18 protein-coding genes are annotated in these 25,729 nt (G+C 45.8%); 6 read left to right on the forward strand and 12 right to left on the reverse strand.

The features are described 5' to 3' along the window. Positions 1–121 precede the first annotated feature (121 nt). The 3 genes from FFM70_RS08860 to FFM70_RS08870 form a co-directional block, all read right to left on the reverse strand. The gene (locus FFM70_RS08860) at positions 122–1,456 is read right to left on the reverse strand and encodes a dihydrolipoyl dehydrogenase family protein (protein ID WP_137616492.1); all 1,335 of its coding nucleotides are present in this window, start codon (positions 1,454–1,456) and stop codon (positions 122–124) included. 157 nt (positions 1,457–1,613) lie between these two features. Next, positions 1,614–2,594: an ABC transporter ATP-binding protein gene (locus tag FFM70_RS08865; protein ID WP_137616493.1), complete on the reverse strand. Its 981-nt coding sequence runs from the start codon at positions 2,592–2,594 to the stop codon at positions 1,614–1,616. A 1-nt stretch (position 2,595) separates the two neighbouring features. After that, positions 2,596–4,122, reverse strand: coding sequence for an ABC transporter permease/substrate-binding protein (locus FFM70_RS08870; protein ID WP_137616494.1), 1,527 nt, complete (start codon positions 4,120–4,122; stop codon positions 2,596–2,598). A 200-nt stretch (positions 4,123–4,322) separates the two neighbouring features. Here FFM70_RS08870 and FFM70_RS08875 point away from each other — a divergent pair, with 200 nt between their 5' ends. Next, on the forward strand, positions 4,323–4,739 hold the full coding sequence (locus FFM70_RS08875; protein WP_137616495.1) for an Lrp/AsnC family transcriptional regulator: 417 nt from the start codon (positions 4,323–4,325) through the stop codon (positions 4,737–4,739). Between the two features lie 54 nt (positions 4,740–4,793). On the opposite strand, the gene FFM70_RS08880 is transcribed toward FFM70_RS08875, so the two are convergent. Continuing rightward, entirely contained in the window at positions 4,794–5,681 is an 888-nt protein-coding gene (locus FFM70_RS08880; protein ID WP_137616496.1) for an oxidoreductase, read from the reverse strand. 148 nt (positions 5,682–5,829) lie between these two features. On the opposite strand from FFM70_RS08880, the gene rihC reads away from it, so the two are divergent. Both rihC and FFM70_RS08890 read left to right on the forward strand, forming a co-directional pair. Continuing rightward, complete coding sequence (gene rihC, locus FFM70_RS08885) at positions 5,830–6,741, forward strand: ribonucleoside hydrolase RihC (protein ID WP_137616497.1); 912 nt, start codon at positions 5,830–5,832, stop codon at positions 6,739–6,741. A 964-nt stretch (positions 6,742–7,705) separates the two neighbouring features. Beyond that, complete coding sequence (locus FFM70_RS08890; protein WP_137616498.1) at positions 7,706–15,985, forward strand: BspA family leucine-rich repeat surface protein; 8,280 nt, start codon at positions 7,706–7,708, stop codon at positions 15,983–15,985. 117 nt (positions 15,986–16,102) lie between these two features. On the opposite strand, the gene FFM70_RS08895 is transcribed toward FFM70_RS08890, so the two are convergent. The 3 genes from FFM70_RS08895 to FFM70_RS08905 all read right to left on the reverse strand — a co-directional run bounded on the left by FFM70_RS08895 (position 16,103) and on the right by FFM70_RS08905 (position 17,678). Then, positions 16,103–16,636 carry an acetyl-CoA carboxylase biotin carboxyl carrier protein gene (locus tag FFM70_RS08895; RefSeq protein WP_137616499.1) on the reverse strand — a complete coding sequence of 178 codons (534 nt, stop codon included), beginning with the start codon at positions 16,634–16,636 and terminating at the stop codon, positions 16,103–16,105. A 98-nt stretch (positions 16,637–16,734) separates the two neighbouring features. After that, the gene (locus FFM70_RS08900) at positions 16,735–17,055 is read right to left on the reverse strand and encodes a hypothetical protein (protein WP_223877467.1); all 321 of its coding nucleotides are present in this window, start codon (positions 17,053–17,055) and stop codon (positions 16,735–16,737) included. Positions 17,056–17,207: 152 nt separating this feature from the next. Further along, the gene (locus FFM70_RS08905) at positions 17,208–17,678 is read right to left on the reverse strand and encodes an RrF2 family transcriptional regulator (RefSeq protein ID WP_137616500.1); all 471 of its coding nucleotides are present in this window, start codon (positions 17,676–17,678) and stop codon (positions 17,208–17,210) included. A 110-nt stretch (positions 17,679–17,788) separates the two neighbouring features. Between FFM70_RS08905 and FFM70_RS08910 the strand changes: the two genes are divergently transcribed. From FFM70_RS08910 to FFM70_RS08920, 3 genes are all read left to right on the forward strand, one after another. Next, on the forward strand, positions 17,789–18,985 hold the full coding sequence (locus FFM70_RS08910) for a DUF2075 domain-containing protein (protein ID WP_137616501.1): 1,197 nt from the start codon (positions 17,789–17,791) through the stop codon (positions 18,983–18,985). 29 nt (positions 18,986–19,014) lie between these two features. Continuing rightward, positions 19,015–19,524, forward strand: coding sequence for a YbhB/YbcL family Raf kinase inhibitor-like protein (locus tag FFM70_RS08915; RefSeq protein ID WP_137616502.1), 510 nt, complete (start codon positions 19,015–19,017; stop codon positions 19,522–19,524). A gap of 215 nt (positions 19,525–19,739) precedes the next feature. Further along, the gene (locus FFM70_RS08920; RefSeq protein ID WP_137616503.1) at positions 19,740–20,651 is read left to right on the forward strand and encodes a hypothetical protein; all 912 of its coding nucleotides are present in this window, start codon (positions 19,740–19,742) and stop codon (positions 20,649–20,651) included. Positions 20,652–20,709: 58 nt separating this feature from the next. Here the strand turns inward: FFM70_RS08920 and FFM70_RS08925 are convergent, their stop codons facing one another. The 5 genes from FFM70_RS08925 to FFM70_RS08945 all read right to left on the reverse strand — a co-directional run bounded on the left by FFM70_RS08925 (position 20,710) and on the right by FFM70_RS08945 (position 25,723). Next, the gene (locus tag FFM70_RS08925; protein ID WP_137616504.1) at positions 20,710–21,729 is read right to left on the reverse strand and encodes a WxLIP family cell surface protein; all 1,020 of its coding nucleotides are present in this window, start codon (positions 21,727–21,729) and stop codon (positions 20,710–20,712) included. A 63-nt stretch (positions 21,730–21,792) separates the two neighbouring features. Then, positions 21,793–22,437 carry a WxL domain-containing protein gene (locus tag FFM70_RS08930; protein ID WP_171002339.1) on the reverse strand — a complete coding sequence of 215 codons (645 nt, stop codon included), beginning with the start codon at positions 22,435–22,437 and terminating at the stop codon, positions 21,793–21,795. 33 nt (positions 22,438–22,470) lie between these two features. Further along, positions 22,471–23,058 (reverse strand): WxL domain-containing protein, encoded by a 588-nt coding sequence (locus tag FFM70_RS08935; protein WP_171002340.1) that lies wholly within the window; start codon positions 23,056–23,058, stop codon positions 22,471–22,473. Between the two features lie 6 nt (positions 23,059–23,064). Next, on the reverse strand, positions 23,065–23,268 hold the full coding sequence (locus FFM70_RS08940) for an LPXTG cell wall anchor domain-containing protein (protein ID WP_137616507.1): 204 nt from the start codon (positions 23,266–23,268) through the stop codon (positions 23,065–23,067). Positions 23,269–23,671: 403 nt separating this feature from the next. Then, the gene (locus tag FFM70_RS08945; protein WP_137616508.1) at positions 23,672–25,723 is read right to left on the reverse strand and encodes a beta-galactosidase; all 2,052 of its coding nucleotides are present in this window, start codon (positions 25,721–25,723) and stop codon (positions 23,672–23,674) included. Between the last annotated feature and the right edge of the window lie 6 nt (positions 25,724–25,729).

Genomic DNA, 25,729 nt, shown 5'->3' on the forward strand with positions numbered 1-25,729 from the left:
AAGTCCATTCTGAAGTCCACTTATACCCAAAACGACACCGAAATTATTGGCTTAGGCTAAAAAGTGAGACTAACTATCAACAACGATTGTTGATAACCAGTCCCACTTTTAAATCACAAGTTTAATATAAATATTGTAAGTCACTCGCCGGCGTTGGATAGGCCACTACTAGCTTTTGCATTTCGGCTAAACTGATCTGCTTTTGAATCAAGAGCGTCAAATAGTTGATCATCTCATCCGCAATCTCACTCAAACAACTGGCCCCCACAATGAGACCAGTTTGCGACTCAACCACGACTTTGGCCAAAGCCTGTCGTGTTTGGAGACGATAATAAGTAAACCACTTGGTCATATCTAATGAAGTCACGCGATATTTGTCCGGTTCCGTCGCTGCTTGAGCCGTGGTGACACCGACTTCCGCTAATTTCGGTGACGCGTAGACTTGGGTTGGCGTCACTGGATAACTAATCGGCGCGCCAGATTTAACCAGTTCACCAGTCAAATAACGGGCCTCATACCCAGCTAATGGCGTTAACTTAGGCACTGGCGTATCACTCACATCGCCGATGGCATAAATATGCGCATTGGCCGTTTGCAAATGATCGTTGACCTTAATCCCGTGGCGACCATAAGCCACGCCCACATTTTCCAAACCCAATTGATCGTCATTCGGAAGTCGACCAGCTGAACAGATGACCAAATCAGTGGTTAACGCAAAATCATGGTCATCAGTCAAATGTAACCCATCTGCGGTTTTAGTGATTTGTTTAAGATCAACGTTCAAGTCAAACGTGATTCCTTGGGCAGTCAAATTAGCCATGAGCGCTTTAACCAGTTCCGGATCAAAATTCTTCAGTGGACGGTCATTATGATGAATCAGGTGAACTTCTGCCCCAGCGGCCCGCGCAATTGTTGCCAGTTCAAAACCAACGTAACCGCCGCCGACAAAGGTCACGCGTTTAGGCATTGCGTCTAAATCTAAAAAGTCCGTACTGGTTTTAAAATACTCATGCCCGTCAATTGGAAGAATATTCGGCCGTTGACCAGTCGCAATCACAACATCGGTCCCAGTCACGACGTCACCGTCAACCGTCAATTCACCATCCGCACGGAAATAAGCTTGACCGTGTAAGGTATCGATCTGTTGCGACTTCAAGCCACCTAAAGTGCCATCATTGATGCCATCCGTATAGCCACGTTTCGTCGTCATCAGGGCTGGCCAATCAATCGCTGGCACACCAGCTAAGCCATGACCCTGATAATTAGTGGCTGCCTGTTTCGCTTCGACCGCACTCAACAAAATCTTCTTCGGATCACAACCACGATTTGGACAAGTGCCGCCCCACAAATCTGATTCCACAATCAAAGCTGACTTTCCTTGGGCCTTCAACCCACTAGCCATGGCAGTTCCTGCGGGGCCACCGCCAATGACGATAACATCATATTGCTTTGACATGATTGAAATTCCTCCTGATTCTTTTGTTGTGTGCTATGGAAAACTGAGGACACGTCCTAACTTTTGTCAGTAGTTTTCCTTAGCTTGATCCCCGAAACGCGTTCGCTGAGCCTGAGAGTTCCGCTTGCTACGCTAAGTGACCACTGCTAAGCTCGGCTCAGCTCACGCTCTCATCATTTTCATGTTCACTCAAATAACCCATCACAGTTTGCCGGTCCAAATACCCCTGCACAACACGATCATCCGTCACAGCCAAATAATCGTGCGTTGTTAAGGCCTCAAAGGCTGTTCGTAACGTGGCTTCTGCGTCTAAGGTTTGAATCCGTCCGGCTGCGACCGCTGGCTTTTGTTTTAAATAACCCTGCACTAAACCGACGCGACCAACATAAATATCATATATATTCTTCGCACGACTGGCGCTGAAGAAGTCCCGGACAAAGTCGTTGACCGGATGTTGTGCAATTTCACTCGGCGTAGCCACTTGCAATAACTCGCCGTGCCGCATGACCCCGATGCGATCACCCAGCTTCAATGCCTCACTCATATCATGGGTCACAAAGACGATCGTATTCTCATAACGTTGATGTAATGACAAAACTAAATCCTGTAACTGTTGACGTGATAAAGGGTCTAACGCACTGAACGGCTCGTCCATTAAGACGATTGATGGTTTCGATGCAATCGCGCGCAGAATTCCGATCCGTTGCTGTTCCCCGCCAGACAGCTCATCCGGCATCCGATTGCGATAAACTTCAGGATCTAAGCCGACTTCGGCTAATAGCTCATCAATTGTTTGGGCAATCTCTTTTTTAGGGGTGCCCTTCATTTCAGGAATCACAGCAATGTTTTGCGCGACTGTCATGGTTGGAAATAAGGCAATCTGTTGCAAGACATAGCCCATATTCCAACGCAAGTCGCGAACCGGGACTGTGGTCGTATCCTGATCATTGACCAAGATCTGCCCCGCCGTCAACGGTTCCAAGCGGTTGATCATCTTTAAGGAAGTTGTTTTACCACTACCCGAAGTGCCTACCAAAACAAACAACTCACCTTGGTTAACGCTGAGGTTGAGGTCTGGGATGACATTATTGCCATGAAAATCTTTTTTAACGTGTTTAAATTCAATCGCTGTCGTCATCCTAATTGCCTCCTTCCAATAACCCGTGGGTCACTAAATACTTGTGCGCCACGGTCGCCGCAGATGCTTTCTTAACGTTCACTTCATAATTCATTTCTTGCATATCAGTTTCTGAAATCTTGCCCGCTAACTTATTCAACGCTTTGACGACTTGCGGATGCTTATTCGCAAAGTTCGTCGACATCAGTGGCGCCCCTTGGTAAGTTGGGAAGAAATGTTTGTCATCCTTTAAAATAGCCAGATTATATTGGCGTAACTCACTATCCGTCGAATAAGCATCAACTAAATTGATGCGGCCTTTGCTAATCGCTTCGTAGCGTAGCGCCGGTTCCATCGATTTGGCGGTGACATCAAGGCCGTAAGCTTTTTTCAACCCTTTCAAGCCATCATCACGGTCGATAAATTCGAGCGTCATCCCAGGTTTCAACAAGGAATCCACTTGGGTTAAATCACTAATCGTCTTCAAGTGATGTTCTTGTTTGAACTGCTTTGTGACCGCCAACGCATAAGTATTGTTATAGGCCATGGGCTTCAATAATGATAAATCATCTTGTTTAGCCAGCCGCTGTTTGGCCAATTTGTAAGTTTCAGTAGCGGTCATCGACTTCGGATTGTTACCTTTAACTAAAGTTTCCAACACCGAACCCGTAAATTCTGGATAAATATCAATTTGATTGTGTTTGAGTGCACTGAAGAGGAACGTCGTCTTCCCAAAATTAGGCTTCAATGCGACTTTGACATGTGCGTCACTCGCTTCAATTAACTCTTTGTACATATTAATGAGGATTTCAGGCTCTGAGCCCAATTTACCAGCAATCGTGATGGTCTCCGTGCGACTCGCATAGAGGCTGTATGCGCCACCGCCGCCGAGTAAGGCAACAATGACCGCAAATACCGTCAACGCTTGTTTTGGCTTGGCCGTTTGGAACCAGCGCACCAAGGCTGATAAGACAATCGCTAGCAACGCTGACGAAATGGCCCCAATCAGCAGCAGCGGCGTGTTGTTCCGATCGATCCCTAACATGATAAACGTCCCCAGGCCACCGGCACCAATTAGCGCCGCCAACGTGGCGGTCCCAATGATTAGGACTAACGCGGTTCGAATCCCAGAAATAATTTGGGGGAGCGCAATCGGAATTTCAACTTTGAACAACTTGCGCATCCGCGACATCCCGAACGCATCTGCGGCTTCTTCAATGGAATCGTCAATTTCCGAAATACCTAAATACGTATTCTGGAAAATCGGTAGTAGCGCATAAATCACTAGCGCGATGACAGCGGGCACCGTTCCAATCCCAACGAGTGGGATCAATAACCCCAAAAGTGCCAGCGATGGAATGGTTTGCAAGACACTAGTCAATTGTAATAACCCTTCTGCCATCTTTGGTCGCCGGACAGCCCAAATCGCTAGCGGAATCGCAATGACCATCGCAATCACTAACGCCGCGATTGAAATCCCCAAATGTTGCCATAACGCCGTTAATAAATCGCCCCGACGCGTGATGAATGTCTGAATCAAGGTCTGCATTTTTACCTCCCACGGATCTTTCCTTAATGTGTTTTATCGTAGCATAACCAATCACAAAACCGCAGTAAAAGGCTCTTGTTTTTGGCATAAGTGTAACTTTAAAAGTTTCAACTAAAATAGTCTAACGTTTTCCTGAAAATCTGTTAAGCTTAAAAAGAAAGTCTTTCGGGGCTAAAACTTTATAAAGTAAGGTGTTCCTGATGATTGATCCAACCGACATGGCCATTTTGAAAGCCTTAAATCAGAATTGTCGCATCAAAGTGAATCATTTAGCCGAACTGGTCCATTTGACCGCACCAGCCGTCGCCGCCCGTATCGCTAACTTAGAAGCGACCGGCGTCATTAAAAATTACACGATTGAAACGGATCTCACCCAAATCGGTTACCCGCTACAAGTCTTCATCCAAGTGAAACTCCTGGCAACGAAGCAAACCGCCTACCTCACTTTCATCCGTGAGCATCGCAATGATATCCGGCACCACTACCAAACCACCGGCGAAATGAATTATTTAATCGAGGGTGCCTTCACCTCGCGCGAAAAATTAAAAGCCTTTTTAGATGCCTTGAGCAAATTTGCTAGCTACCGCGTCACTGATGTCTTAGCAGAACAATTCTAACAAAATACGCCGTACTTACTGACTGGATTCGGTCGGTAAGTACGGCGTATTAATTTAATTATGACGATAATGACGCTTGCCAGCGCGTTGACCATGATGTTCTAATCGCGATAAGGTCGCGGCACCATCGATCGCTTTTGTCATGGCCCAATCGAATTGACGATCAGACAACCATTTGCGGCCAGTCAGCGATAGACCAGCGCCCATACCAGCGTGGTAACGCGTCTTCGGCTTAACATCGTTGACTGCTCGGACCATTAACTTCGCAATCACTCCAGGATTGGAAGCAAATTGATCGAAGAGCGAGAGCATCGCACCCACTTTGACGGCTTGTTCATGGTAAGGCGTCTCACCAGAAACTGCTAACAACTTTTTCTCGGCAATCCCCGCCCATTCGGTTTTAATACCGCCGGGTTCAATGATCGACACATCAATGCCAAAGGGGGCCACTTCCATCCGCAACGCATCACTCATCCCTTCAATCGCATGTTTCGTGCCCATGTACCAAGCACTCAATGGCTGATAAATCTTACCGCCAATTGAAGAAACGTTGATGATGCGGCCACGATGCTGCGCACGCATAATCGGCAAAACGAGTTGCGTTAACCGCATGACCCCAAACACGTTGACTTTAAATTGATATTCACCTTCTGCCAATGGGACATCTTCGAGCGCACCATATGAGCCATAACCGGCATTGTTGATTAAGACATCTAAGCGCTGTTGTTCGGCTTGAATCGTTTCAACGGCCGCAATCAGCGTCTTTTCATCCGTGACATCGATTTTTAACACGTGGACCCCAGCGGCCGCCAGATCCGTCATCTTTTCGATTCGACGTGCGGCACCGTACACAATATTGCCTTGTGCTTGTAACTTTAGGGCAGTCGCTTTACCAATTCCGGAAGAGGCGCCTGTAATTAAGATTACCCGTGGTTTTGCCATCTTATTTCCTCCATTAAGTCAGTTTACTAATGTCATGCTACGGCAATCATCGCGGAAATGCAATCGGATTCACGCATGATGATATGCTAAAATAGACGTAAGCTCGACTGTGCTGATTTTCACTAAACTTGTTATTGGAGGAATTCTGATGCCAACTAAAATTATTATGGATACTGATCCAGGGATTGACGATGCCGCAGCGATTACCATCGCCTTGAACCATCCCGATTTTGACCTCGAACTCATCACCACGGTGGCCGGTAACGTGACCGTCGATAAAACGACTTTAAATGCGTTGAAGTTAACGCGTTTCTTCAATAGTAAGGTGCCAGTAGCTGGCGGCGCACCGCAGCCGTTGATCAAACCATTTGAAGATGCCGTCCGCATCCATGGCGTTTCCGGCATGCCGGGTTATGATTTTCCAACCGATTTAGCGGACCCACTACCAGAAACGGCGGTCGAAGCGTTGCGTGATCGCATCATGCAGTCAGAACAGCCGATTACGCTAGTGCCAACGGGAGCTTATACTAATATTGCGCTCCTATTCAAAACTTATCCCGAAGTCAAAGCCCACATCAAAGAAATTATTGCGATGGGCGGGACCCTTGGTAAAGGGAACATGACTAGTGCCGCCGAGTTTAACGTGTTCACTGATCCGCATGCCGCGGAAATTATGTATCAGTCTGGTGTCCCAATTACCATGGTGGGTCTTGATGTCACCATGAAAGCCTTGTTGACCCCGGAAACCATGCAAAAGTTGCCAACTTTAGGTCGCACCGGAACCATGTTACACGCCCTCTTTAATCATTACGGTGACGGCGACAAAACTGGGCTACCAATGCATGATGTTAATACATTATTCTACCTATTACATCCAGAAGCTTTTACCACCGAAAAAATGTGGATCGACGTTCAAACCGAAGGCCCTGCTAACGGCGAAACCGTTGGTGATACACGTGGCGCTTACCATGACGGTAAAACCAACGCCACAGTATGCGTCGACATCGATGCACGCGCCTTTAACACTTGGTTCTTAGAGACCATTGCCGCCATTGGCTAATTCACTGAATTTGAATGAAGCGATTTAGTTAGCTTTTACGCTAGCTGAATCGCTTTTCATTTAACGCCATTTTTACCGAAAGCGGTCCGTTTCATGCGGATGACCCACGATAGTCATAAAGTACGCCACTAGAATAAAATGCCATTCCCATTTTTGATCCATTTTCAATACTTTATTTAACCTGTGACACGCCTTCCAAAAAATAGTTAATATCAAGCCATTATTTAGTCAGAATTACCTCATCGCCAGACACAACTTGCTGATTTAACCAATAATCGGCAAGTCCCTCGTCTTAACTTCATCTTTTCCCGCCACATCAACCTTTCCAGCCACATTTGCATCCAAGCCATACTATGTTAGTCAGTCTTATTAACAGTAATCTTTAAAAAAAGTAAAATTTTTAATTTCACGTTCAAAATGATTAACATAACCAAATCATTAGTTAGTTCAATTAAAAATAAGCTATTTTATCATTCATACTAATAAAGTTATTTCATATGAACTATTTCCTAAGACATTAATTCTTAATTGAGGTGCTTTCACTTGATTTTTAGTCATTTCCGTCAAGCCCTTATACGAACGCTCGCAGTTTAGTAATTGTTCAAAATACAATTTATTTTATAAAACCAAACTATGTTTTACATTAAAATATCATGAGTAGCCTAAGTTTCATCTTAAAAGTCAGCCCCTATTAGGCAATTTTATATCGTTCCCTAATTACTTTTATATCAACGTTCTTAGGCCTATTTTGGCATGTTTACAAATAAATATATTGTTATAAAATACAATTTATAGATAGTTAAGCACCACAATAAAAAACGCCATCAAAGATTATTGCAATTGACACAATCTGATCAAGGTTAATCTTCGACTGGAACTATTTAGGCAAACTGTTTTAGTCAGTTTGTTAAGTTGCTTGCTATAACTAATCAATAGTCAAAACATTTTATGGGGAGTGTTAATCATGCTAGAACCAACTGATAAAAAAGTTCATTACAAGATGTATAAGAAGGGGCGTTTCTGGGTATTCGCCGGAATCGCCGCCTTTACGTGGCAAATTAATACACTAAATGTGCATGCGGATACCACCGATACGACCACTGTGCCTAATACTGAAATCAGTACTGCCTCGGCGGTTGATACGACTAGTCATACGGCAGTCCTGCCCGCTGCGAAGACCACTGATGAAGTAGCACAAAATGAAACCGATACCAGCGGTGCTGATAAAGCAGTTACTAAAAACACTACTGATTCAACAGCGACTGATGACACAAAAGCCACAGTAACCACCGCTTCATCTGATGAACCTGCTGCTACCAATACAACTGACACCACTAAACAAGACGCCAGTACAGTAGACTCCACAACTGCTAACAAAACTACTACTGAACCTGAAACAACGGATAATTCGTCGTCAGTTAACAATTCTGACAACAAACCGACTAATCAGACTGAAACGACTACTAATACTCAAGAAAGTCATCAAACGGCAGACACTCAAGATGATCAAAACTCAAACAACAATTTGACTAACACAGTCAATGACAATAGCAGTTCAACCACCGACACTACGACCAATAACGATGAACATCAAGCTTTAGACCCAGTAACTGAAGATGTAGCTAACACAACTAATGACGATTCAGTTGACTCAGTGGTTGTTAATGAAACTACTCCTAACGATACAATCACTGAAACACCTACTAAAACAGCTACAACCCAGAATAAAACTGCTGCGCCAGTTGTCAAAGTAAAGGCGGCAAGAGCAGCCGTCACTGATGATATCGCTAGTAACACATTTGGTGATAGTACGTGGCGTATCGATAGCAATGGCATCCTACATATTGGTGCAGGTACCTTTGTCAATACTGATGGTAAAAATCCTTGGTCTGACTATGCTGATAAAATTACTTCAATTGTATTCGAAGGTGAAGTTAATGCAGCCGCTGATTCTTCGTTCCTCTTTAATGGGATGAGCAACGTCAAATCAGTCACTAATACAAACAATTTCAAAACAAGTAGCGTAACTAACATGCGCTCAATGTTTGCCAACAATACGTCATTAACTAGCTTGGATCTTTCTAGTTGGGACACCAGCAAGGTTACCAACATGCAAGCCACTTTCTACAACATGCCCGCCCTGTCTTCACTTAATTTATCTGGCTGGAATACTAGTAATGTAACCAATATGGCTTCCATGTTCGATCAAGATGCGGCTTTAACAACAGTTGATGTCAGCACATGGAACACTAGCAAAGTTAAAAATATGGGCTCAATGTTCTATAAAGCCAGCAAATTAACAAGCTTAAATGTCAGTGGCTGGAATACTAGTAATGTGACTAGCATGAAAAACATGTTTCGTGGCGCAACGAATCTAGCGTCACTGGACGTCTCAAATTGGGACACTGGAAACGTTACAACAATGAGCTATATGTTCTATGGCAACAGTGCGCTCAGAGCCTTAGACGTTTCTGGCTGGAACACTAGTAAAGTTACTGATATGAGTTACCAATTTTACGGCGATAGCGCCTTGAGTGCTTTGGATGTTTCAAATTGGAAAACTAGTCAAGTCACGGATATGAGTTATTTGTTTTATGGTGATAGCGCCATTACTGTGTTAAATGTTGGCAATTGGGATACGGCAAATGTAACCAATATGCGTTATGTATTTTATGGATTGACCAGCATCACTGCCCTAGATGTCGCTAACTGGAATACTAGTAAAGTGACCAACCTAGCTTCTACTTTTAGAAATATGCCATTACTGACCAGCCTCGATGTTTCTAAGTGGGATACTAGCAATGTCACTAATATGAATTCAACATTTATGAATTTAACCGTGCTTAAGAATTTAGCCATTGGAAACTGGGATACCAGCAAAGTGACCAACATGGCCCATATGTTTAGTAGTGACTGGGCATTAACTTCATTGGATGTTTCCAAATGGCAAACCGGCAATGTCACTGACATGAGCTATTTATTTTATTCACTAAGCGCTATCACTAAACTAGATGTTTCTAACTGGAACACCAGCAAAGTGACCAACATGGCACAGATGTTCAACTCAAATTTCAAGCTAACAACACTAGATGTTTCTAACTGGAATACTAGTAACGTTACTGACATGAACAATATGTTCTACAGTGCAAGCGCCCTCACTACGTTAGACGTTTCTAAATGGGATACTGGTCAAGTCACTGACATGAACAGCATGTTCGATGGGGCAATCAATTTGGTTACAGTCGACGTTTCCAACTGGAATACCGGCAAAGTCACTAATATGAGCTACATGTTCTGGGGTGCTAATAAATTAACCACCTTGGACGTTTCAAAATGGAATACTAGCAACGTCACCGATATGAGTTTTATGTTCGTCAGCAACTGGGTACTGGGCGCATTGGATGTCACAAATTGGGATACCAGTAAAGTGACAACCATGGAAAACATGTTTGCTTTCGATGAAGCCTTGACCACTCTCAATACTAGCAACTGGAAAACAAGTAATGTCACTAACATGAGCAACATGTTTAATGGCGACATAAGCCTAACCTCTGTAGATGTTTCAGGATGGGATACCAGTAACGTTACTACCATGGCGTATATGTTCTGGGGCAATAACAAATTAGTTTCACTGGATGTTTCTAAATGGAATACTAGCAACGTGACCGATATGAGCTTTATGTTCAATAGCAATTGGGTCTTAGGTGCGCTAGATGTTACAAACTGGGATACCAGTAAAGTGACAACCATGGAAAATATGTTTGCTTATTGCGAAGCCTTGACCACGCTCAATACTAGCAATTGGGACACTGGGAACGTCACAAACATGAGTCGCATGTTTGTCGGTGATTTCGGTCTGACGACATTAGACGTTTCCGGTTGGGACACCAGCAACGTTGAAACGATGTATGACATGTTTGACGGTGATGCGGCATTAACTGTCCTCGATGTTTCAAAGTGGAATACTGGCAAAGTGACTGATATGCGCTTCATGTTCTGGGGCACTAGCAGCTTAAAAGTTCTCGATTTCTCAAATTGGGATATGTCCAACGTCACTTCAACCACTAACATGTTAACCAATACCAACCTACAAAAGATCATCTTGGGTACTAAGAATAAATGGTCCAGTGATACTGGCTTACCTGACTTAACTGCCGATGCAACCTACTCTGGCAACTGGATTAGCAATGACACGAAAACCTACAATTCTAGCGACTTATTAGCTAACAACGTTGCCGGAACCTACATCCGTGAATTAGCTACCAGTGGGACCACCGTGGATGCGAACGATTCAGCCTTCGTTGCTGGCCCAGACGCTACTTGGGACGCTGAAGGTAATTTTGCCGGTGCTAAGGACTACTACGGCAACGACTTAGCCTTTGCCGATGTCACCGTCTCTGGTGACACCGTCAATACCAAAGTTCCAGGCACTTATCACGTCACTTACAGCTACACCGACGTCACTGGGAACACGATTTCTAAGACGATTGCCGTCACCGTAACTGCCAGCACCGCAGCAGTCGAAACGACCGATAAAACAGTTGAACTCGGCGACAACTGGGACGCTGCCACCAACTTTACCGGGGTTGATACGGATGGTTCAAGCGTTGATTTCAGTCACGTAACCGTCGCTGGCGATACCGTGAATACCAAAATTCCAGGCACTTACAATGTCACTTACAGCTTCAAAGATAGTGCTGGTAACCTGATTTCTAAGACGATTCAAGTCGTTGTTTACGGGATTATCTTAAATAACACCAACAAAGAAATTTCGACTACCAGTGACTGGACACCAGCTGGCAACGTCAACAAGGCCACTAATATCAATGGTGACGAACTTGCTGGTAGTGATTTGATCATCACCATCACCGATGAAAATGGTCAAGTTGTCACTTCACTTGGTAAACCGGGAACTTATACCGTCACTTATACCTTTGCTAGCCGTGCTCGCTCCGCTGAAACTTACTCGGTTAGCGCAACGGTTACCGTTACCAACAAAGCGAGTCTCGATGTTAGCGACGGTACCGTTAAACCAGGGAATACTTGGAATGCCGAAGATAACTTTAACGGCGCAACCGATGAAAACGGCGACGCAATCGACTTCAGTCAAGTCACAGTCGCTGGTTCAGTTGACACCAAGAAACCGGGCAGCTACGACATCACTTACACTTACAAAGACGCTGCCGGTAATGTTACTTCAAAGACGATTACCGTCACAGTCTCCGCTAGTGAAGCGAGCCTTGATGCTTCAGATAGTAGCGTCAAAGTCGGTGACAGTTGGAACCCAGAAGATAACTTTGATAGCGCTGTTGACGCAAACGGCACTACTACTATCGACTTTAGTAAGGTAACCGTTTCTGGCGACACTGTTAATACCAAGATTCCTGGCACTTATAACGTCACATATTCATTTGTTGATGTGACTGGGGCCACAGTTTCTAAGACGGTTAAAGTCGTTGTTTACGGGATTACTTTGACTGAAACTGAAAAAGAATTGTCGACTACTGCCAACTGGGATCCAACGGCGAACATCAAACAAGCTGTAAATGTTGATGGGACAACCGCCGACGTCACGGTAACAATGAAAGACGCTGATGGCAAAGTCGTCACAAATTTGGGCAAGCCAGGAACCTACACAGTTACCTACACCATTGACGGTTACACAACAACCGCAACGGTTACGGTTACCAGCAAAGCTAGCCTAGATGTTAGTGATAGTACCGTTAAACCAGGTAATACTTGGCGTGCCGAAGATAACTTCAACGGCGCAAGCGACGAAAACGGCGATACCATCGACTTTAGCAAAGTGACCGTTTCTGGCTCAGTTGACACGACCAAACCGGGTAGTTATGACATCACTTACACGTACACGGACGACGCTGGTAATGCCACTTGGAAGAAAATCACAGTCACGGTTTCTGCTAGTGAAGCTAGCCTCGATGCCTCAGATAGTAGCGTCAAAGTTGGCGGCACTTGGAGCGCTGAAGATAACTTCAATAGTGCAGTCGATGCTAATGGCACCACTGCTATCGAATTTAACAAGGTAACGATTTCTGGCGATACTGTCGATACAAAGGTTCCCGGCACTTACAATGTCACGTATTCATTTACTGATGTGACCGGCGCAACGGTTTCTAAGACCGTTAAAGTCATTGTTTACGGGATTACTTTAAACGACACTGACAAGACGCTCTCAACAACCGCCAACTGGGATCCAAAGACAAATATCAAGCAAGCTGTGAACGCTGATGGCACAACCGCTGACGTCACAGTCACCATGAAAGATGCCAATGGCAATACGGTCACAAGTTTAGGCAAACCAGGAACTTACACGGTTACCTACGCGATTGATGGCTACACAACGACCGCAACGGTTACGGTTACCAGCAAAGCTAGCCTAGATGTTAGTGATAGTACCGTTAAACCAGGTAATACTTGGCGTGCCGAAGATAACTTCAACGGCGCAAGCGACGAAAACGGCGATACCATCGACTTTAGCAAAGTGACCGTTTCTGGCTCAGTTGACACGACCAAACCGGGTAGTTATGACATCACTTACACGTACACGGACGACGCTGGTAATGCCACTTGGAAGAAAATCACAGTCACGGTTTCTGCTAGTGAAGCTAGCCTCGATGCCTCAGATAGTAGCGTCAAAGTTGGCGGCACTTGGAGCGCTGAAGATAACTTCAATAGTGCAGTCGATGCTAATGGCACCACTGCTATCGAATTTAACAAGGTAACGATTTCTGGCGATACTGTCGATACAAAGGTTCCCGGCACTTACAATGTCACGTATTCATTTACTGATGTGACCGGCGCAACGGTTTCTAAGACCGTTAAAGTCATTGTTTACGGGATTACTTTAAACGACACTGACAAGACGCTCTCAACAACCGCCAACTGGGATCCAACCACGAATATCAAGCAAGCTGTAAATACCGATGGCACAACCGCTGACGTCACCATCACCATGCAAGACGCTGACGGTAAGACGGTCACAAACTTAAGCAAACCTGGCAAGTACACGGTCACCTATGCCATTGATGGCTATACGACGACGGCAACTATTACGGTCACCAGTCAAGCTAGTTTAGACGTTCAAGGGTCAACGCTCAAACCAGGGTCAACTTGGAACGCTAAAGATAACTTCATCGGCGGGACGGATGAAAATGGCGACGCGCTCGACTTCAGCCAAGTCACCGTTTCCGGCACCGTTAACACTAACAAGCCAGGTAGCTATGACGTCACTTACAGCTACACGGACGCCGCTGGCAACCCAACATCACAAACGGTTACAATCACCGTTAGTGACAGCAACGCCAGCATCGACGCTGCGGACAGTGCCGTTAAAGTTGGCAGCACTTGGACTGCCAAAGATAACTTCAACAGCGCAGTTAACGCCGATGGCACGACGAATGTTGATTTCAAAGATGTAACAGTTAGTGGCGATACCGTTAACACAAAGGTACCAGGAACTTACAACGTCACTTATAGCTTTACGGATAGCACTGGCGCAACAATCTCTAAGACCGTTAAAGTTGTGGTCTACGGGATTACGTTAACTGAAACCGACAAGACCTTATCAACGACCAACAACTGGGATCCAATGACTAATGTCAAGCAAGCCGTCAACGCAGATGGCACCGATGCTAAAGTCACCGTCACGATGACGGATGCGGATGGCAAGACGGTCACGAGTTTAACCAAGCCAGGGGTCTATACGATCACTTACACTAGCGCTGATGACAGCGTGACTGCTACTGTGACAATTACCAATGGTGCGACCCTTAACGTTGTCGATTCAACGGTCAAACCAGGTTCGACTTGGAATGCCAAAGATAACTTCATCGACGGGACGGATGAAAATGGCGATGCCCTCGACTTTAGCCAAATTACCGTCACTGGCTCAGTCAACACGAACAAGCCAGGTGATTACAAGGTCACCTACACGTACACGGACGCCGCTGGCAACGAAACGTCACAAACGATTACAATCACCGTTAGTGATACCAATGCCAATATCGACGCCAACGACAGTACGCTGAAACTCGGTGACACTTGGCACGCCGAAGATAACTTTAACGCTGCCGTCAACGCAGATGGCACGACCAACGTGGCGTTCAAAGACGTGACGGTCGGTGGCGACACGGTCAACACCAACGTACCAGGCACTTACAATGTCACTTACACGTTTACGGACAGTACCGGCGCAACGATCTCGAAGACCGTCAAAGTCGTGGTTTACGGGATCACCTTGAACGAAACCAACAAGGAAATCTCAACGACCAGCAATTGGGACCCAACGACGAACGTCAAAAAGGCCACTGATGGCACTGGTAACGAACTCGGCGGCAGCGATTTAGCCATCGCTATCACGGATGAAGCTGGCAAGACGGTCACTTCCTTGACGAAACCTGGGACTTACACCGTAACCTACAGCTTCGTCACTCGGGCCGGCGAAAGCTACACCACGAGTGCTACAGTCGTTGTGACTAACAAAGCTAGTCTGAACGTGAATGATTCTAATTTGACCGCCGGCGATAGCTGGAAGCCAGCCGATAACTTCGTCAGTGGGACGGATGAAAATGGCGATGCACTCGACTTCAGCCAAATTACCGTCACTGGTAACGTTGACCCGAACACCGCTGGCACTTACAAAGTCAGCTACAGCTACACCGATGCGAATGGTGACAGTATCACCAAAGTAATCACCGTGACGGTTACCGCTAAAGATACCGATGGTGATGGCGACAACGGTAATGGCAACGGCGGTACGGACACCGACGGCAATGGTGGTGGCGATACGGATACCGGTGACAACAACAATGGTAACGGTAATACCGATACTGGCGACACCGACAATAATGGCGGTGGCAATACCGATGCTGGCAACAATAACAACAACGGTAGCGGCACTGATACGGATGAAAATAGCGACGGTGATGCGATTAATAATGGTCACAAACCGCAACCCGACACTAATCAATCTGAAGGCGATACCGTTGTAGTTAAGCCAGTCGGCACCACACCGGCAAACTCACAAGCTAAATCAGCCAAGAAAGTTAGCCTGAAGACTGCTGCTAAACAAGTCAACGGTCAAGCGGATGCTACTCTGGATCAATTACCACAAACGAATGAACAGTCAACCAATCGCGCCGCAACCGCTGGCGTTGTGCTCTTAGCACTTGGTGGCTTAGTCCTCGGACTTGGTAAAGCCGTCCTGAATCGTCGACATAACTAGGCCTTAAGGCAACGCCTTTCATGGACCGCCTCATCAACTTGATGGGGCGGTTTTTGTTTGCCCTGAAAACATCAAAAAAAAGAGCCTTCAACTTTAATTGTTGAAAGCTCGCAAAACTTAAATATCACTTGGTGTATCTGGAATTAATTGAATTAATGGTTGGCCGAAGTTGACCTCGTCACCATTTTTAACAAGCAAAGTCTTCACTTGACCGGCTTGCTTGGCAACGACTGGCCGCATCATTTGCATCGCTTGAATCAAGCCAACTTGCTGACCCACACTGACATGATCACCAACGCTGACATATGGCGTTTCCTCTGAAGAATGCGCCTGATAAAACATCCCGACCACGGGGGCCGTGATGCAATCAGCCGGATCAATCTCAGTTTCAGTTGATGCCGGTGTGCTCATTGGGGTTGGGGTCGCCTCGGAACTCACTGGCGAGCTCCCAACTGGTTCTAGTTTCGGTGCCACTGGTGTGACCTTGTCAGCAGGGACATTGGGCATTGGTGCTGGTTGCGTCGACACAACCGGTTTGCCGTGCCCTTTTTTACCTAGTTGAATTTCAAATTCTTGGTCACGATACTCAAAATTGGTTAAACTACTTTGTTCAAATTTGTCCATTAATTGATAAATCTTATTTAAATCCATCCAACAACCCTCCAATAGATTACGGTTATCATTATAACGCCTAGTGTATCGCAGGATTGTTGTGGAAGTGTGAAGCCTTGGTTAAGAATTTCTCAATATTACGCTGAAGCGAGACCCCGCGCGGCTGTCACAACTTTAAATAAGAAGAGTGGCGCTGGTGATTTACCGGCATTCGCATAAGCTAAGACGGCATCCACGTGATCCAACTGCAACAGGCGATTATCCAATTGCCACAAGTCACGCCGATAATAATCACGACAATATTGAACCAAGTTGGTCAAAAAGTTGCCCACAGCTTCATTGACGGTATCACCTCGCCCATCAACGCCCCAGAAATCAGCTGATTCCAGCCAGAAGCGCTGTTCGGACAATTCCCGATAACGACCTTCTTCATGAATTAAAACTAATCGTGGTTCCATTGCCAGTCCCCCTCTGAAAATTGACGGTAACATTTAATGTCATAAAAGATACCATCATTTGTGGTGACTAACAATCCCAAACCGAAAAGCCGTTTGAAATTAAGGTTCTTAATCACGGACACCTTAATTTGCAACTCACTCGGGAGTTTTATTTAAGAATCTAAACCACGTTCTTTTGCTAAAAAAGTGCCATGGTGTTGAATATCCTGTTTCAGATCCGCCATCGTAAATTGATGGTAATAAGCCCGATATTGGCGATCAGCGACTGTAAATAGATCAGTCAGTGTCTCGCTAATGTTGGCCGCAATCGGTGAACTATCAGCTTCATCATCCGTTTCAGAATGACCCGTAATAAATCGGGCATAGCTCAGCGTTGGTGGAATCGTCAGGTCGTATAAATCCCCCAAATTCATTTCAGTCAGCGTTTTTTCAAGTTGGTAACCGCCATTTTTGCCAACGGTCCCGATCAGATAGCCCTGCTTATGTAAAACTGATAAAATATTTCGAATCATGACGGGGTTCAAATGTAACGACTGGGCCAGTTCACGACTGGAAACTTTGTTGGGCCGATGCGCGTCTAAATACAGCAGACTGTGCACCGCCACTGAAAAATCAAGCTTCATAATATGCCTCCCGCAATCAAGTTGATTAGCTTCATTCTACCACCAGCTGTAACTATTATCATTTCAATTAGCATTTAAGTTACGTTATAATGCCTCCTAGGGGGCTTTTGATGACAATAGAACTCAGTGCGGCGACCTTTAAGCTAGCGGATCAAGCCGCTTTATCGCCTGCCCAACAACAATTAGAACAAACTTTACTAACCTTTATTCGCGAACACCGTCAACAACCAAAAACTGGCTTATTCGTCATTCACGGCGATGCCGGTACCGGCAAAAGTGCTGTCTTAGCAGCCGCTTTTAGTCGTTTGCAAGCTTTGAGCCGGAGTCAAACACCCAACGACTTACAAGGGACCGAAAATTATCTCGTCGTTAACCACAACGAAATGTTAAAAATTTACAAGCGACTTGCTGGCGAAGATCCAAATTTACGGAAAAAGGACTTCCAGAAACCAACGCCGCTGATCAACCGGCTCGCCAAAACGGCGACCCCCGCTGACGTTGTCTTCATTGACGAAGCGCATCTCCTACTGACGCAACCGGATCGTTACAATAAATTTACCGGCCAAAATCAATTGACCGAACTCATCAAGCAGTGCCGTGTGGTGGTGCTCGTCTTCGATACGCGCCAAGTCTTGAAATTAAAAAGTTACTGGCAAACGAGTGACCTCGCACCGTTCTTAGCCAAGTACCCGCAGCAGACGTTTAACTTGGATGAACAATTCCGAGTCACAGGCAATGCGTCAGTCATCAATTGGATCGACCAGTTCACGCAAGGCCAACTTTTGCCGCGACCGCAAGATGCTAACTTTGACTTCCGAATTTTTGCCGATGGTCAACCGATGTATGACTTGATCCGGCAACGTGACCAACAAGTGGCCCTGTCACGTCTGATTGCGACTGCGGACTTTCCGTATGTCGTCAATCACGGGACTTGGTACGTGACAGCCGGGAGTCTTAAAATTCCTTGGGATAAAGTTAATTTAACGGATGACCCATGGGCGTTGCGACCGGAAACCCTCAATGAGGTTGGCTCGATCTATACAATTCAAGGTTTCGATTTGAATTACGCCGGTGTTATCTTAGGGCCATCCGTTGGCTACGATGCGGCGAGTGATGCAATCATCGTCCGCCCAGAACGCTACGAAGACCAAGAAGCGTTCAAAAAACGAGACGACCTTGGGCAATTAACGCCATTAAAGTCACAACTCATTTTCAATTCCATCAACGTGCTCATGAAACGTGGCCGCTATGGACTCTATTTGTACGCGGTCGACCCCGCCCTACGTCAGCGATTATTAGCGTTATAATACAGTTAACTGTAAGGAGGGATTTCAAAATGAAAGTATCAATTCCAACCGAAAACGGTGCGCTTGCGGCTAAGTATTCTAAGCAGGCCGCCCCAGCGTTACAACGTAAAGGGCATCCAATCATTTCGTTTCCCGTTCACATTGAAGACGTTCCGGCTGACGCCAAAACGTTAGCCTTCGTTTTCTACGATGACGATGCCATTCCAGTCGGTGGGTTCACTTGGATTCATTGGATTGCGGCGAATTTACCCGCTAACACGACCGATATTCCTGAAAACGCCAGCCAAACTGGTGCGGTGTCGATGGTTCAAGGCAACAATTCGACCGCTGGTGGCTATACCGGTGAGACTGATTTAGCGATCACGCAACACTACGTTGGGCCTTATCCGCCAGACGAAGATCACGATTATACCTTTAAACTTTACGCGTTAGATACCGAACTACCATTAGACCCCGGCTATTGGCTCAATCATTTTTACAAAGCCAGTGCGGGTCACGTCCTCGCGACCGCCACGACGGTTGTCGTTGGGAAAAAATAGTTATTTTATAAAACCGTTGCCAAAATCATTGGTAACGGTTTTATATATTATGCGAATTAAATTAGATATATTATAATTATTAAAATGATTTAAAAATGCCAATTTAGCCATTCTTAAAACCTGAAATCAACTAAAAGCTATGTTATACTCATACACGTTGTCACAAAATAAATAACTTTTTTATATAGAACTCATCAAGGAGGATTTTGGTTTACATGCATTTAGAACGAAAAGAATTGATTGATTACCTTGTCGGCTTTGCACTGGTCTTAAGCATGGTCGGCATCGCCACTTGGTACCAAGATTACGAAATTATTCTACCAGAGATCGGCGCATTAACGACTGGCACGTGGATCTACCACAAACGCGATTGGGTCCGCCAACCAATTAAGATTTTCTTAGCACCATCCGGCACGGCGGTGATTGGCTTTATCGTCAATCTGCTCCCACTCAACTATCCAACCAAAGTCGTTGCCACTTTATTACTTATTCTGATCTTATTGTGCGGCTTACACTCGACTTTAGCCCCATCATTCGCAACTGGCCTGTTGCCAATTATCGTGAACGCCACTCACTGGTCGTTCATCATCGCCATCTTTGCGTTTACGCTGATCTTAATGGCTGGCGTCATGTTACGTGGATTACATCGTGGTATCCCAGCGGGCGACCCGCTCAAAGTCAGTCACATGCTGATTTTTTTGACGGCGGGTGTGTTGTGGACTGGACTGGTCTGGTTAAGCGGCAATCCGCAAATGGCAGCCATCCCACCGGTACTCGTGGTCTTCTTTGAAACTCTCCAGCAGCCCACTTACAGCGGTAAAATGGCCCTGAAACACGTGGCAGCTTTGAGTGGTGCCGCCACGATTGGTGTCGTCGTGCATCTGATTTTCGCCTCGTGGTTGCTCACAACGCTGATTAGCCTACCACTAGTCTTCATCTTACTGGCATTCTTGCGGTTAAAATTACCCGCTGCCTATGCGTTTCCACTATTGGCACTCGTCCTACCGGAAGCCATGTTTCAGCACCTACCGTTAGCAGCCTTGCTAGCCGCGAGCTTCTTCTTAGGTATCGTTTTCACTTATAAACAAGTCGTTAATCGAATTCGACTGGCGGCGGAAAATGACTAAAACAAAGCACCAGCAGTGCCGTTCATACGGTCGACTGCTGGTGCTTTAAGTTTAGCTTTTACTTTTCGTCTTCATCACGACGACGATTCTTCAAGATCACCCAAATCAATAAGCCAATCAAAATAATAATGATTGCTGCGAGGATCGCAACTAAGGTCCAATTAGTCGTCTTTTCTGGCTTGTAAATTGAAGCCCCGTTCATATCACTCGCCTTTTTAGCGGTAATCGTGAATGGCTTGCTCAAGTTCCACTGATACTTGCCATTTTCGGCACTGGCCTTGATATGCATCACATAATGGCCGGCTTCCAATTGCTTAGTCCCATCACCTAACGCGTAATTAAAGTGACTGTTGGGCGCCATGGTCATTTTATCCTTAACGGTCTTAAGCATCTTTTTAGCGTCGCCTTTTTTGGTGACATAACCGTCAACCTTAAAATCACGCATGATCACCGCGCGCGGATTTTGCAACTTCGCCGCAATGTAATTCCGGTAATTCACTTGAATTGGGCCAGCTGCTAACAATTTCAAATCCGGCTTAACCGTCAACGTTTTAACTTCTCGTAATTGTAAGCCAATCGTATAGCCAAACTGGTTTTGAATGCTGACACCTTTCTTTTTACCATCATTAGCAACATGTTGGGTCACATTGATTCCACCTAAGGCCACACCTGGAAATTGTTTAGCTGGAATCTTAACATTCATGTTGACGAGTAATGACTGCTTTGCTGGTACCGTCAACGTTTTGACGGTACTCGTTGCTGGCGCTAAATTAAATTGCAGCGAGTCATCCGCATGCTTACCCGTACTATCATAGACCACGTTCCCATTATCGGAAGTCGTTGCTAAGTGCGTTTGGACATCATATTGATGAGATTTCGTATCGCCATTATTAATTTTAACGGTGACCTTTTGAGTTTCTCCCGGTTTAACCAGTAAGTCAAAATAAGTCACTTTCTTATCAATCTGATTATCTGGCAATACCGCCTGGGCACTGAAATGATTACTCTCCGCTTGAGCAGTTAGTCCGCCCATTAATAGACTAATCCCCGCTAAAATTCCAACAACCCAACGTTTCATGTTGTCACCCTCTCATGCTGAACTATGTACGACGGTGGTCGCCCACCGTCAATAATAACTTCTTTAATTGGTTGGCGCGCTCACTAATTTCCAAGTCAATGTGCCGCGATAGCTACCAGCGACTAGTTTTTGGGCTGGTAGTTGAAGTGTTACCGGCGCCGTCTTGGTTGCCATGACTAACGCCCAAGTTTCAATTCCTTGACCAGCTTTAGCAGCTAGTACCGGATTCGCGCGCTGATTAAGCAACTGGCCCGGGCTAACTTGTTGTGGCGGTCGGCTCACATTGGTCGCGACCGTCTTTAACTCACCAGTGGTCGGCCAATCAAGCTGACTTTGCAACTCGCGTGAGCCTTGACGCAATCCAGACGGTTGAACCGTTAGCTCCCAGCCCGTTGGTTGTGCCCGCCGATCTGAAACTTGTACTGCAACGGCAGTGGATGACGGCTCTAACGTGATGGCTTGGTCAATGGCCTGCGTCTGGTAGTTCAGGTTGCTAACCGCATCAATGGTTAAATTGCCTTTTGAACCAGTCGTGTTAATCTCATCCGGTAATTTTTCTACCGGCGCAACCGGTCCAATTTCCGTCTTACGGGTCAGTTTAACTGTTGCCTGAGTCGTCAACGCCTGAACTGGCCGTGGTTGGCTTAACCATCCACCCAGTAGCCCGCCAGTAACACCAATCAGTACTGCGCATTTGCTGAGTTTCAACGTCAACACCACCTATGCTAATTCTGGTCTAAGTTATGCTGCCGGTACGGTAGGAGCACTAGTTAACGTCCAAGTTAAGGTTGAAGTATAAGTACCAGCAACGTTCCCAGCAGGAATATCCAAAGTGACATCACTCAATTCGTGCTTATTGCCCCAAGTCCCCAATCCAGCATTTTGACTTGCACTAAAGATGGTCGAATCATCGCCGGCTACTGTGACTGCGCTGCTTGCTGGTGCTTCGCTTGAATTTTCACCCACGGCCGCAACTGTACCCTCGGCAAACTTGAGTTCAGCACCGGTTAACGTCTTTGAACTGCTAGAAGTAAACTGTGTACCAGCGACTGTAACCTGCCAACCATCTGCCAAGCCAGGGTTTTCTACTGTAATATCATCATCAACACTTGTTGCCTTCAGATGCAGCTCACCAGCCCCAATTTTCTCTGATCCAAATTCAATAGTCGGTGCCTTCGTCAAAGCCAATTGTGCACTTGGATCCTGTTCCAATCCAACTGTCGCTGTAGTAGTCCCACCGGATGTTATTTCCGCTGCATTCCCAACCACTGGAGTTGCCAATAATGTTGCGACGCCTAGAACTGCTGCTAAAGCTAAACTTTTTTTCATAATCATTTACCCCTTTTTCACAACCTGATGGCCCCGCCACCAAGTTAAAATAATTGCAACTAACAATAAAATTATGACGCCTAATAAACTAATCAACAGCCACCACTGGGGTTCGCCAGTTTGTGGCAACACGCCAAAAATTCCCGGACTAACCGTTTTGGCCGGCGTAATTAATAATCCATATTGGCTAGTCTGAATATCAGCCAGCATTTCGCATGCCTCCCCCTGTGGCGCCGTCGCGTTACTTTAAAATAATAATTAATCTGGTACATCTAACTAGGCATTTACTTGCGTCCAAGTAAATTGACAAGTACCTCAACTGTTAATGTATCAGAGTATCATTTCATAAGCAATCAATCGCACCTGAAAAGTTCACCGGTTACATTGCTGATATGACGGCAATCCTAATCATACCTATAAATTAAAAGCCAAAAATTTGAGTTCGTTTTTTGTACTTTCGAATAACGGTTATCATGACTGAGTTATTAACTAATCAAATATTTCTAAAATGACAAAAGGCTGATCATCGGTCAACATCACTTCAATTTTTCAAAAAAGGCGCAAAAATAGCCCCATCCAACCACTAGGGCTGATGAGGCTAATTATTTTTAACTTAAAGCGGTTCACGTAATACCATGACACCATATTTTGACAGCGTTAACTGCCGGGCAACATGCTGACCAGTCAATAAGTCAGTCGCGGGTCGCTGAATTGCCACGTTTTGAGGGCCTTCAGAGAAGTTCATCAAGAAATGATACTGATTGCCATTTTGATAACGGGTCTGACACGAAACTTGATAACTCGGTGCCGTCACGAACTGGTTAGCTAAGTGCAACTTTGCAATAATCTTTTGATAGAACGCCGTTAAAAACGCACGATCCAACCGGGTGCCAAGATAATACGCCATCCCCTGTTGATAAGGGTGTGCCGTTACGGCTGGGGTATCCTGATAAAAATTATCGGTATAGTGCGCTAAAACATCGGCCGTCGTTACACGCAAAACTTCGTCATAATCATGGGTCTGATAAGTCTTACCTTCATAGCGGACATGGTAGTGTTCACCCGGCAACAACGTATCAAGTTCACGCGTTTCAATGCCAAATAAGTCCCGTAATGGGCTGGGAAAACCACCTAGCAAAACGCGGTCGAATTCATCGACCATGCCACTAAAGTAGCTCGAAACCAAGGTCCCACCTTGGGCAACATATGCCTGTAAAGCCGCCATCGTCGCTGGCCGTTGCATGTAGAGCATCGGTGCAATGACCAAGTCATATTTCGTTAGGTCGGCGTCACTCGTCACAATATCACACGGAATATCCTGACCCCAGAAAATGGCATAGTGTTTCTGTAGCGTTTGAATCCCCAAACGCGTCGGTCGGCCAAAGCCACCGCCACGATTTAGTGTCCAATTGCTTTCCCAATCAAAGACGATGGCGACTCGGACTCGTTTCGTCGCACCTTTGATCTCAGCAAGTTTTTCAAGTTCAGCGCCATATTTTGCGACTTCTTGAAAGACCCGATTATCCGTTGAATCATCATGACCGATAACGGCGCCATGATACTTCTCGGAGTTACCTTGCGCCTGTCGAATCTGAAAATAGAGCGTACTGTCAGAGCCGTGGGCCAACTGTTGCATCGAACTGAGAATGTGCATCCCCGGTTGTTTGGCCTTATTGTAATCCGCCCAATTGACAAAGCTCGGCGTCGATTCCATCACTAAAAATGGTTGCTGCTTCAATGACCAGAATTGATCATGAATATAGGCCGTCTTCATCGCCGTTTCCGCTAAGGATTCATAGTTATTGTGCCAAGCTGGATAACTGTCCCAACTCACCACATCGACTTTTTTCGCAAACTTGCCGTAATCCAATCCAGTCAGCGGGGTGTACTGCTGATTAGCTGGACCATCCGCCATAAAGTTAGTCGTCATCGGAATCCTCGGGGTCAACTCCCGTAATGGCTGAATCTCGTGCTGATAAAAACCAATCGTCATATCGGTCACAAATCGTTTCCAATCCAGATCCATGCCATGAACTTTGGTTTCACCTAATGGCGATGGTGGCAACACTTGTGACCAGTCACTGTATAGGCCGCTCCAGACACTCAAACACCAAGCCCGATTAAGATCATCTAAGCTGGCATATTTGCGCTGAAGCCACTTGCGCCAGTTCGCCTGACATAAGTCACAGTAACAGTCACCCGAATATTCATTTGAAATGTGCCACATCAACAAAGTCGGATTCTGACCATAGCGTTTCGCAAGCTGCGTGTTAATTTCACGTACCTTTTCGCGATAGACTGGTGACGAATAACAGTGGTTGTGCCGAAAGCCATGCGTATGCCGCCGACCGTATTCGTCGACGCGATTGACTTCTGGATACTTTTGACTCAACCAATGCGGTCGGGCACCACTGGGCGTCGCCAAAATCACATGACCATGAATTTTCGTCATCTCAGCGAAAACCCGATCCAGCCAGCTAAAGTTGTAGACCCCTTCCGTTGGTTCTTCGAGCGCCCATGCGAAGACACCCACTGTGACCGTGTTAATGTGGGCCTTTTGCATCATGATCAAATCTTGTTTTAAAATTTCCGGGTGGTCGAGCCACTGGTCCGGATTATAATCGCCACCATGTAAGAATCCTGGTGCCTGCACTATATTAGTCATCTCGTT

Source organism: Lactiplantibacillus nangangensis (assembly GCF_005405065.1).
GTDB lineage: Bacteria > Bacillota > Bacilli > Lactobacillales > Lactobacillaceae > Lactiplantibacillus > Lactiplantibacillus nangangensis.

Bases quoted from the DNA above. Each gene is read 5' to 3' on its own strand.
- FFM70_RS08940 (WP_137616507.1), bottom strand. From the start codon at position 23,268: ATGCTGGCTGATATTCAGACTAGCCAATATGGATTATTAATTACGCCG.
- FFM70_RS08900 (WP_223877467.1), bottom strand. From the start codon at position 17,055: ATGGAACCACGATTAGTTTTAATTCATGAAGAAGGTCGTTATCGGGAA.
- rihC (WP_137616497.1), top strand. From the start codon at position 5,830: ATGCCAACTAAAATTATTATGGATACTGATCCAGGGATTGACGATGCC.
- FFM70_RS08920 (WP_137616503.1), top strand. From the start codon at position 19,740: ATGCATTTAGAACGAAAAGAATTGATTGATTACCTTGTCGGCTTTGCA.
- FFM70_RS08905 (WP_137616500.1), bottom strand. From the start codon at position 17,678: ATGAAGCTTGATTTTTCAGTGGCGGTGCACAGTCTGCTGTATTTAGAC.
- FFM70_RS08895 (WP_137616499.1), bottom strand. From the start codon at position 16,636: ATGGATTTAAATAAGATTTATCAATTAATGGACAAATTTGAACAAAGT.
- FFM70_RS08925 (WP_137616504.1), bottom strand. From the start codon at position 21,729: ATGAAACGTTGGGTTGTTGGAATTTTAGCGGGGATTAGTCTATTAATG.
- FFM70_RS08945 (WP_137616508.1), bottom strand. From the start codon at position 25,723: ATGACTAATATAGTGCAGGCACCAGGATTCTTACATGGTGGCGATTAT.
- FFM70_RS08915 (WP_137616502.1), top strand. From the start codon at position 19,015: ATGAAAGTATCAATTCCAACCGAAAACGGTGCGCTTGCGGCTAAGTAT.
- FFM70_RS08935 (WP_171002340.1), bottom strand. From the start codon at position 23,058: ATGAAAAAAAGTTTAGCTTTAGCAGCAGTTCTAGGCGTCGCAACATTA.
- FFM70_RS08890 (WP_137616498.1), top strand. From the start codon at position 7,706: ATGCTAGAACCAACTGATAAAAAAGTTCATTACAAGATGTATAAGAAG.
- FFM70_RS08865 (WP_137616493.1), bottom strand. From the start codon at position 2,594: ATGACGACAGCGATTGAATTTAAACACGTTAAAAAAGATTTTCATGGC.
- FFM70_RS08875 (WP_137616495.1), top strand. From the start codon at position 4,323: ATGATTGATCCAACCGACATGGCCATTTTGAAAGCCTTAAATCAGAAT.
- FFM70_RS08860 (WP_137616492.1), bottom strand. From the start codon at position 1,456: ATGTCAAAGCAATATGATGTTATCGTCATTGGCGGTGGCCCCGCAGGA.
- FFM70_RS08910 (WP_137616501.1), top strand. From the start codon at position 17,789: ATGACAATAGAACTCAGTGCGGCGACCTTTAAGCTAGCGGATCAAGCC.
- FFM70_RS08880 (WP_137616496.1), bottom strand. From the start codon at position 5,681: ATGGCAAAACCACGGGTAATCTTAATTACAGGCGCCTCTTCCGGAATT.
- FFM70_RS08870 (WP_137616494.1), bottom strand. From the start codon at position 4,122: ATGCAGACCTTGATTCAGACATTCATCACGCGTCGGGGCGATTTATTA.